A 9,741-nucleotide genomic window follows, 5' to 3' on the forward strand; every position below is an offset into this window, starting at 1 on the left:
CTTCCGAAATCTCTGCTGAAGGAACCACGCGTGAGGATAAGAGCTGGATGTTTGGCGGTTTTGGCGCTCATGCTGGCGCACGGCTCGGCCGGCGCTCATCCTCACGCAAATGGCTCGACCGTCTTCGTCTTCCAGCCGCCGGGCAAGAAGCGCGCCGCATGTCCGCGGGCTCTGAGCCAGGAGGCTCTGGAGCTTCACCAGGAGATCAGCCCACACCCCGAGCTGCCGAGCGAACTTGAGATCTGTGTCTTCCGGCAGGCTGCGCCCGAGGTATCGGCTCCGAGCGCCGTGGTCGCCGCCTACCAGGAGATTGGGCCAAAGGTGACGGCTAACGGAGCGACGTCGGAAGGCGGCGCCACGGAATACGTGCTGGTGGTCCTGTCAGATCCTGTCGCCGGCCACGACGCTGAGTACAACGCGTGGTATGATCACCAGCACGTGCACGACGTTTTGTCCGAGCCCGGTTTCCAATCCGCCCAGCGCTACCGGCTGACGGCGCAACCCTCCGGACCGTCTCCGCGTCTCCCGCACTATGCCGTCGTATTTCGCCTGAAGACTTCGAACTTCGACCAGACGTTGGCGGAGGTGAAGCGGAGACTGGTGAACAAAATCACGCGTCCTAGTCCCTACTTCGACATGAAGGGCAGCATCACCCGTTATTATCGCGGCGAGCCGATCGCGGCGCCGGACAGCCGGTGAAATCCACCGGCGACTGCATAACCCCTCGCGCGCAGGTTCTTCGGGTCGCGGCTCGGTGTTGCTGATGCAGATGCTGAACGCCACGGTTATCGCCAACGGCTTGCCGACGATCGCCCGGTCGTTTGGCCGGAGCCCGCTTACTCTCAATCTTGCGATCGCCGTTTATCTTCTGGCGGGGGCGGTGTTCCTGCCTATCAGCGGTTGGATCGCAGATCGTTACGGTGCGCGCAGGCCCAGCGGATGTGAGCCAGGCCAGCACGATCAGCGGCATGGTGCTGTCTCCAGCCCAAAGCCTGGGCGTCGCGTCGTTCGCCGCCCTTGTGCACGCCCTGTCGACAGGCCGAGGCATCTCGCTGGACGCGCTGCATATAACGTTTCTCGTAATGGGGGCTGGATCGCTGCTGGCGGTCCCCTTTTTCGTTCTGTCGCCCGCCGACGCGGGCGCAGAGATGAGCGGACGCGCGGGGCTCCACGCCGGCGTCCCAGGATGACGGAGGTTGCATGGATTCGATCGAGTGTGTGGTGATCGGCGCCGGAGTGGTGGGACTGGCGATCGCGCGGGCCTTGGCGATGCAGGGCCGTGAGGTGCTGCTGGCCGAGCGTGAAGACGCCATTGGCATGCACACCAGCTCTCGCAACAGCGAGGTCATCCACGCCGGCCTCTACTACCCCCGGGGCTCGCTGAAGGCGCGGCTCTGCGTGGCCGGCCGCGACCAACTCTACGCCTTCTGCGAGAGTCACCATGTCGATCATCAGCGCTGTGGCAAGCTGATCGTGGCCACCGCCGAGGCCCAGCTCTCCGAGCTCGACGCGATCCAGGCCAGTTCTGAAGCCAATGGCGTGACCGACCTGCGCCGGTTGTCCACGGCGGAGGCGCTGGCGATGGAGCCGAACTTGAATTGCGTCGGGGCTCTGCTTTCGCCGTCCACGGGAATTGTCGACTCCCACGGCTACATGTTGGCGCTGCAAGGCGACGCAGAGGCCTGCGGCGCCATGATCGCATTCGGTTCGAAGGTGACGAAGATCGCGCCCCGAGACAACGGCTTGGCGCTGAGCTTCGCAGGCGACACCCAACCCCAACTTTTCGCCCGCTACGTGATTAATGCCGGCGGGTTGTTTGCGAGCGAGGTGGCCGACGCCGTGGAGGGGCTCACACTCCAGTTCCGCCCACGCACGCGCTATGCCAAGGGCTCCTACTTTGTACTGAGCGGCAAGAGCCCGTTCAGCCGATTGGTTTACCCGGTGCCCGAGCCTGGCGGCCTCGGTGTGCATCTCACGCTCGACTTGGGAGGGCAGGCACGCTTCGGCCCCGACGTCGCCTGGGTCGATGAGTTGGACTACGAGGTGGACCCGGCTCGCGCCGAGCGTTTCTACGCGGCGGTAAGAGCCTACTGGCCGCCACTGAAAGATGCGGCGCTCACCCCTGGCTACGCCGGCATTCGCCCCAAGCTATCCGGTCCCGGCGAACCGGCTAAGGACTTCCGCATCGATGGTCCGGATGTGCACGGCGTCCCTGGCCTGATTAATTTGTTCGGCATCGAGTCTCCTGGTCTGACCTCTTCTCTTGCGTTGGGCCACGCTGTCTCGAAAATGGTAATCATGTAGGTTTCTGAGCGGTTTTATCAGAGTAATTTACGTGAGGCGAAATATTATTTAATGAATTTTTGTGGACAAAAATCCATTTTCAGATGTCAGTAAACTGACGTTATTCTAAATTGCGATGATGATGTTCGTAATCATCGGTTGTAGTTGCGCAATATGGGGGAATTTTGGCGAAATAAGGAGTCGACGTCTTCCGCAGGGCAGCGCATACTTGACGAATTCGTAGCAGAAGATTTCGTTGATATGTTGGACGGATCTAATGTTGAAAACGCATTGGGCCGCTTGATTTCATTGAGTCTGCAGCCACCGCGCGATATTTCCAATGCTATTGTCTTGGCTTTGGCCGTGCAAAGAATGCCGTGGCCACCCAATCGCGGTTCAGCGGCCTGAAAAAATACGCACCATTTGGCACAATCGCTGTCGGCGTGTTCGCGACCTCCGTGCTGAAGCCAGTGGAGGGCTTTGTCAGACTAACCGCTTGGTAGGGAGGGCGGTTGGACGGCGGGGCTCTGTCAGGCGAAATGTACCTTGCGGTAAGGAGGGGTAGGTTAGGGAGAGACATGACTCGCAAGAAGAGCCCGCCCAACCCGTTTCGCTGGCAGTGTCGGGGCAAATTCACACATGGTGATTTAGAGGGCTCGCCTCGCCGTCCACCCTCGCCAACGCCTTACGCCTCTTCAGCTTGGTTGGACAATGCCACTGCCAGCACCCGTCTGACAGCACCCTCCTGCTAGTTCGTCCCCGTATCTTCGAGGTGGAGCGTCGCGCCCTTTCGCACCATCTTGAGCTTCAGCAAGGCTGAGATCATCGTCAGCGTCGCATCGGTGTTGCGAAGGTTGAAGCGCCCCGTGAGCGCGACGTTCGCCTTAGATGCGTCGTCCAGGAAAATCTTCTCGGCGCCGTAGCGGTTGAGCCTGGCGATGGCGTAGCTGAGCGGCATGTTCTCCGCCTGCAGCCAGTCGGTGCGCCAGTTCTGATAGGCGACCGGATCGAAGCGCCCTTGAACCGCACCCCGGTGTGGATCGAAGACCAGCCAGGCCCCTTTCTGCAGCGTGCGAGGGGGGGCGCCAGAGGAGGCCACGCTCACAGATCCCTGGAATACGCGGATCTCCGTGGCGTCGACCACCCGCTCCACATCGAAAACGGTGCCCAGGTCGGTGACCGTGACCGCGCCGGCGGCGACATTGAAAGGGGCCGCGGAATTGTGGGCCACTTCGAACATCGCCTCTCCGCGATCCAGCCGAACCTCGCGTCTCCGCTTGGAGAAGACGACGGTCAGGCGAGTGTCGGCGTTGAGATGAACGACCGAGCGATCGCTGAGCGTCACGTCCGATCGTGCGCCGATAGCGGTGGCGTAGGTCCGCCCCTGAACGGGCGTGGACGATCCACGCGGCGGCAAGGCCGGCGACGCCACCAGCACCCAGGCCGCGACCGCAGCGGCTATCCCGCCGCCGGCGCCGGTCAGCGCCCAGTGGCGCGGGCGCAGCGCGCCCGACGCCCGCGGCTTGACGCGCGCGGATCGCCTAGCTGGAGCAAACGCCGACGGGGCTGTGGCCGGCAGGGTCTCCGCGGCTTCGAGAAGCGATACGTCCAGCATCATCTTCTGCATACGCGCGAAGGCGGCGGCGTTCTCGTCCGAAGCTTGCAGCCATATGCGCAGTTCCCCCCGCCGCTCAGGCGTGAGCGTGGGAAATTCGTCCACCCAGTCGGCGGCGATCTCCATCGGGCTCGTCGGCGCGTCGTTCATTTCGAAGGCGTCGCTCATTGCGAACTCCCTTTGGCAGGGATTGCATCCAGGCGAGCGGCGTCCTCTGCGACCGCCAAGGCGTTCTCCAATTCCACCATCGCTCGGACGAGGTGCTTCTTCACCGCTTCAAGGTTCAGCTTCATCTCCTCGGCGATGGCTTGGCGGGACATCCCATCGACGTGACGCTTTACAAATACCGCCCGCCGCGTCGGCGAGAGTTTCATGAGCGCGGCCTGGAAAATCTGCACGCGTTGCTTCTGCTCCATCACTTCGTCGGCCAGGGGGAGGCCGCAAAGCAGGTTGAGGTCCAACTGTTCGCTTTCGGGCGCGGTGCGCCTGGCGTCCGCGTAGATCACCGAATCAACAACACGAAAGGTGTAGGCAAGAGGATTGTCGAGCGCCTGCTTCTGGGTCTGTTCGATCAACCGCACTACGGCCTCCTGCAGAATGTCCGCAGCGCGCGACTTGTCCCGGACGCGACGCGATATGTAGGCGAGGAGCCGACTTTCATGTTTTAGAATCTCCAGAACGGCGCTGCTCATCACTCATTCCGGACCAGTACGGCGCTCATCGATCTCCCGCGGGGCGTGGGCTCGAAGGGTCTTCCCGACGCTCTCAGTCGTAGAGCGGCGGCAGGCCCAAACGGGGACATTCTAAAATTCATAGGTCGCCCCGATCACGAAGGTCTGGCCGGCGCTCGTATTCACTTCCGTCCGCTTGGCTATGACGTCTGTGTACTGGACGATGTGCTGATCGGTGAGATTGATCCCCTCAAAGGTTATTTTCAGGCGTGGTGTGAGATTGTAGTGCGAATCGAAGTCTAAATTATTGGTGGCCGCCATGAAGTCGCCGATGTTGCCGTTGGTTCCTGCGCCGTCAAGATATTTGCTGCGATAGGCCGTGGAAATCCTCATGCCCCATGTCGAGGTTTCATAATAGAGCGTGGCGTTGGCGGTGTAGTTGGAGAGATAGATCAAGGGCAGGTCGATGGACCGGGCGCCATAGAAGATCGGGGTGGAGCCGTCGGCATAGGTCCCGTTGATGACGATGCCGAAGTGATTGAACGGGGCTGGCAGGAAATCGAAATCGCGCTGGACCGCGACCTCCACACCCTTGATCTCCGCGCCGGGTCCGTTCACGGGGCGGCTGACATTGTAGGGGGTCGCGCCGCCTTGCCCCGGCAGGAGGTAGGATAGCGGGAAGCCGGTGACCGAATAGGGTTCCACCGTGGTCTGGGTGGTGATGAACGATTCCATATTCTTGTAGAAGAGGCCTGCCGAGAAGAAGCCGACGTGATGGTCGTAATATTCCAGCGAACTTTCGACCTCGTCCGCCAGGAACGGCTTCAGATTTGGGTTGCCGATGCTGATCGTGCCGCCGAACGGTGCGGTGGTCAGGGCGCCTGCGGCGGCGAGATCTGACAGCGCCGGTCGGCTGATGTCTCGATTGGCGCTGAAGCGGGCCACCAGCCTCGGTGTGATGTCGATGGCGATGTTCAGAGCCGGCAGAAGGTCGCCATAGGTGTGCTTGATGTCTACGGGTTGGAGAGCCGTGCCGGTGCTGAGGGCGCCGGAAGAATCCAGGTTGGTTGAATAGTAGCGCAGACCGGCATCGGCCCTGACGTGGTGGTCAAATAGTTCGGCTTTGAGGTTATACTGAAGGTAGGCCGCCAAGGTTCGTTCGATCACGGTGTAGTTGGCGCCAGGGGCGGCGTAGGTGGCGGAGTCAATATCGCGAGTCTGCCCGATCAGGGCATAGGTCTGATTTACGTCACCAACGATGTACTGCCCCAGTGTATCAAACGGAACCTGTCCTTTCAGGGCGTTGGATATCGGCGTGTCGGCGGGCACATTGTGAAATACCTTGTCATTGTACTGGCTACCGGAGTTGACAAATTTTTTGTATGCAATGCCTATTTGAAGCTTTGAGCTGCTATCGATGGTATATTCCGCATCGATCTTGCCATTCGTGTATTCACTGCTGATGTAATTTTCCTGGGTATCCAGCCGCATCAAGCTCCATGCGTTCGGATTGGTGGCGTCGGAGCCGTAAGTGTTTACCGGCATGCTTGGCCGGTAATCGAAGCTGAAGCCTTGGTCGGGTGATTCCAGAAACACCTTGTCGAAGACGGGCAGGGCATAGTCCGCCTCGGAGTGGCCGAGGAGCCCCCGCACGAGCAGCTTGTCGTTCACTTCGTACGACCCGTGCAGGACCTCTTGGTAGAAGTTGGTAGTGTCCTGCTCGACGTTGAACTCGCTCCGGAGATCGACGCCAGTGTAACTCGAGGCGACCAAGCTATTGCCCTTGATCACGTCGGACTGGATCACCTGGGTCCCGGTGATGTCGCCGGTGAGGGAGTTGGAGCCCGAAGCCGCGAGGGCGTAGTCGCTGCGGTCGTTCTTCAATTGGCTGAACAGGAAGTCGAAGCCGAGCTTCAGGCGGCTTCCAGGCTCATACTGCAGCGCCAGGGTGGTCCCGAGCCGGGAGCGGCGATCGAACCAGGAGGAATAGGTGTCGGCTTGGGGGGCGTAGATCTCGTTGGGGCCGGTGGCCTCCAGCCGGGCGGCGTCGGCGGTGCTGACGCCGGGACCGATATTGGCGGGGTCGACGTGGATCTGGCCCCAGCCATAGCTGCGATAGCCGTACTCGTTCGAGTCGTTCACGCTATAGGCTACCGAAACCAGGACCCCGAAGTCGCCCCAGCGGTTTGAAACAAGACCAACCGCGCGCGGCGTGCCGTTGTCGGTGTTGACATTGTCCTGGAGCTGGCCGGACAGTACCGCCTTGAAGCCTGGATAGTCGAAGGGCTTGGCGGTGAAAAGCTGGACCGTGCCGCCTATCCCGCCTTCGTCCTGGTCGGTGGAGTACGACTTCTGCACCACCACCTTGTCGAAGAGCTCGGAGGCGAACAGGCTGTAGTCGAAGGCGCGGGTCCGGCTGACCCCGCCGCGGTTGTCCATCCCCGAGGCCGTGTTGGCGAGGACCTCCATGCCGTTGAGCTGGGTACGGGTGAAATCGGGACCCAATCCCCGCAGGGTGATCTGACGGCCTTCACCTGAATCGCGCGAGATCGTCACACCCGGGATGCGCTGGAGCGATTCCGCGAGGTTGAGATCGGGAAAGTCGGCGATGTCCTGCGCGAGGATGATGTCTTCGGTGTTCACGGCGCGCCGCTTGAGATCGATGGCCTGGACCACGCTTTCGCGATAGCCAGTCACCACCACCTCGCTGACCTGTGCCACCGGTGGCGGGGAGGGGGAGGCGGGTTGGGTCGGCGCTGTCTTCGCTGGCCGTAGGATGAAGCCTCCGGCCACCAGTTCGGCCGCTAGACCCTGGCCGCTGATCAGCCGGGTCAGTGCGGTCTGGGGCTCGAAATCGCCCCGGACCCGGCCGTTGCGCCTGTGGCTAAGGTCGATCAAAGTTATGATCTGAACGTCGGACTGTTTGGAGAAGGTCTGTAAGCCAGCCGAGAGCGCCCCTGGTTCGATGTCGAAATGGCGCTTGCGAACCGGATATGTTTCCGATGCCGCTGAGATCCCGATGCTGGCGGCTAGGATGCACAACGCAGCTCCAGGCATCCACGTGACGCAGCATGGCGCGAACCTGCGTCCCGCGCCGTGCCATCCACCCCCCAGCTAAACACGACATCTTAGATCGCTGCGACGATACAGGCCCCGCATGTCAAACGTGTGATGGCGGGGAAGGCTTTCGCCTCCCCCGCGCGCGTCGCCGTGTCGCGGCTCAGAATTCGTAGGTCGCCCCGACCACAACGGTCTGCCCGGCCTTGGTGTTCACCTCGGTGAGCTTCTGGGAAATGCCGGTATATTCCACGATGTGCTGATCTGTGAGGTTGATGCCTTCGAGCCGCAACTTCAGCTTCGGCGTGAGATAGTAGTGGGCGTCGAAATCGACGTTGTTGGTGGGGGCGATGAAATCGCCGACGATCGCCGCGGTACCGCTGCTGTCGAGGTACCTGTCGCGGTAAGCCTCGGAGAGCCGCACGCCCCACTTCTTCGTCTCATAATAAAGCGTGGCGTTGGCGGCGTATTTCGAAAGATTGGCCAGCGGCAGGTTGACGGAGAACATGCTGGGGCCGCTGCCGAAGAAGGTGGGGGTGTTGCCGTCGACATAGGTGCCGTTCACAATCAGCCCCAGATGATTGAATGGTGCGGGCAGGAAGTCGAAGTCGCGCTGGAACGCCACTTCCACGCCCTCGAGGGAAGCCCCCGGCCCGTTCAGCGGCTTGGTGACATTGTAGCTGACGGAACCGGTCTGCCCTGGCAGCAGGAAGGAGAGCGGGTAACCCGTGGCCGAATAGGGCTCGGTGAGGGTCTGAGTGGTTATGTAGGACTCCAGGTTCTTGTAGAAGACGCCGATCGAGAAGAAACCGACGTGGTGGTCGTAGTACTCAAACGAGCCTTCCACTTCGTCGGCGAGGAACGGCTTCAGGTCCGGGTTGCCGACACTGAGCGTGCCGCCGAAGGGGGCGGTGGTCAGAGAGCCCGCCGCCGCCAGGTTGGCGAGCGCCGGCCGGCTGATGTCGCGGTTGGCGCTGAAGCGGGCGACAAGGCTCGGCGTCACGTCCACAGCCAGGTTGAACGCCGGCAGGACGTCGCCGTAGGTGTGCTTGATATCGACCGGTTGCAGGCTCGTTCCGTTGTTCAACTCTCCCGACGAGGTCAGGTCGGTTGAATAGTAACGGACGCCGGCGTTGGCCCGGACCCGATGGTCCATGAAGGTGGTGTCGAGATTGTACTGCAGATAGATGGACTCGGTCTGTTCGGTGACGACGTATGCCGTGCCTGGAGCGGCGTACTGGACGGACCGGATGTTCCGCTGCTGGCCGATCAGGTTATAGATCGCGTTCAGATCCCCCACCGCGTAGTTGCCGAGCGTCGCGTACGGCACCGTCGACTTGAGGCTGTCCGGGATGACGGTGTCGACGTTGTCGGGGTTGTGGAATTCCTTGTCGTTATACTGGCTGCCGCTGTTGACGAACTTCTTGTACTCCACGCCCGCCTGTAGGGTGGAGCTACTGTTGAACGAATAGAAGGCGTCGAACTTGGCGTTGGTGTAGCGGCTGGAGATATAGTTCTCCTGAGTGTCGGCCCGCATCAGATTCCACTGTGTGGGGTCGGTGAGGTTGAAGCCGTAGGTGTTGACCGGCATGTCAGGTCGATCGTCATAGCTGAAGGCGTGGTTCTTGGATTCCAGGAACACCTTGTCAAACACCGGCAGCGAATAGTCGGAACGGGAGTAGCCGACCAGACCCGTCACCCGCAGCTGGTCCGTCACTTCATACGAGCCGTGCAGGTCGGTCTGGTAAAAGTTGGTGGTGTCTTCTTCCACATTGGCTTCGCTGCGAAGATCGACGCCGGTGTAGCTGGACGCCACCAGGGCGTTGCCCTGGATCACGTCGGATTGCAGCACCTGGGAGCCGGTGACGTTGCCGGTGAGCGAATTGGTGCCGGAGGTGGTGAGGGAATAGTTGTCGCGATTGTTCTTCAACTGGCTGAAGAGGGCGTCGAAGCCGAGCTTCAGACGAGAGCCGGGTTCATATTGCAGGGCGAGGGTGGTGCCGAGGCGCGAACGGCGGTCGAGCCAGGTGGAATAGGAGTCCGCCTGGGGCGCCAGAACCTCATTGGGCCCCTGGGTGGTCAGCCGCGTGGCGTCGGCGGCGCTGATGCCAGGGC

7 protein-coding genes and 1 pseudogene are annotated in these 9,741 nt (G+C 61.4%); 4 read left to right on the forward strand and 4 right to left on the reverse strand.

The annotated features are described in order from the left end of the window. Positions 1-69: 69 nt before the first annotated feature. From GSQ87_RS04070 to GSQ87_RS04080, 4 genes and pseudogenes are all read left to right on the forward strand, one after another. Positions 70-699 (forward strand): DUF4286 family protein, encoded by a 630-nt coding sequence (locus tag GSQ87_RS04070; RefSeq protein WP_158913465.1) that lies wholly within the window; start codon positions 70-72, stop codon positions 697-699. A 70-nt stretch (positions 700-769) separates the two neighbouring features. Next, positions 770-919 (forward strand): annotated as a pseudogene (locus tag GSQ87_RS23050) (MFS transporter); the annotation flags it as partial. Between the two features lie 22 nt (positions 920-941). Beyond that, entirely contained in the window at positions 942-1,190 is a 249-nt protein-coding gene (locus GSQ87_RS22680; RefSeq protein ID WP_254062735.1) for a hypothetical protein, read from the forward strand. A gap of 10 nt (positions 1,191-1,200) precedes the next feature. Then, the gene (locus tag GSQ87_RS04080; protein WP_158913469.1) at positions 1,201-2,304 is read left to right on the forward strand and encodes an NAD(P)/FAD-dependent oxidoreductase; all 1,104 of its coding nucleotides are present in this window, start codon (positions 1,201-1,203) and stop codon (positions 2,302-2,304) included. Between the two features lie 727 nt (positions 2,305-3,031). Here GSQ87_RS04080 and GSQ87_RS04085 read toward each other — a convergent pair. The 4 genes from GSQ87_RS04085 to GSQ87_RS04100 all read right to left on the reverse strand — a co-directional run. Further along, complete coding sequence (locus GSQ87_RS04085) at positions 3,032-4,066, reverse strand: FecR family protein (protein WP_158913471.1); 1,035 nt, start codon at positions 4,064-4,066, stop codon at positions 3,032-3,034. Next, positions 4,063-4,590, reverse strand: coding sequence for an RNA polymerase sigma factor (locus tag GSQ87_RS04090; protein ID WP_158913473.1), 528 nt, complete (start codon positions 4,588-4,590; stop codon positions 4,063-4,065). The genes GSQ87_RS04085 and GSQ87_RS04090 overlap by 4 nt, the downstream gene beginning before the upstream one ends. Positions 4,591-4,701: 111 nt before the next feature. Beyond that, positions 4,702-7,611 carry a TonB-dependent receptor gene (locus tag GSQ87_RS04095; protein WP_254062736.1) on the reverse strand — a complete coding sequence of 970 codons (2,910 nt, stop codon included), beginning with the start codon at positions 7,609-7,611 and terminating at the stop codon, positions 4,702-4,704. A gap of 178 nt (positions 7,612-7,789) precedes the next feature. Beyond that, positions 7,790-9,741: TonB-dependent receptor (locus GSQ87_RS04100; protein ID WP_158913477.1), on the reverse strand; the 1,952-nt coding region annotated here is incomplete at its 5' end.

The sequence above is a fragment of the Caulobacter sp. S45 genome, assembly GCF_009765965.1.
Taxonomy (GTDB): domain Bacteria; phylum Pseudomonadota; class Alphaproteobacteria; order Caulobacterales; family Caulobacteraceae; genus CAHJWH01.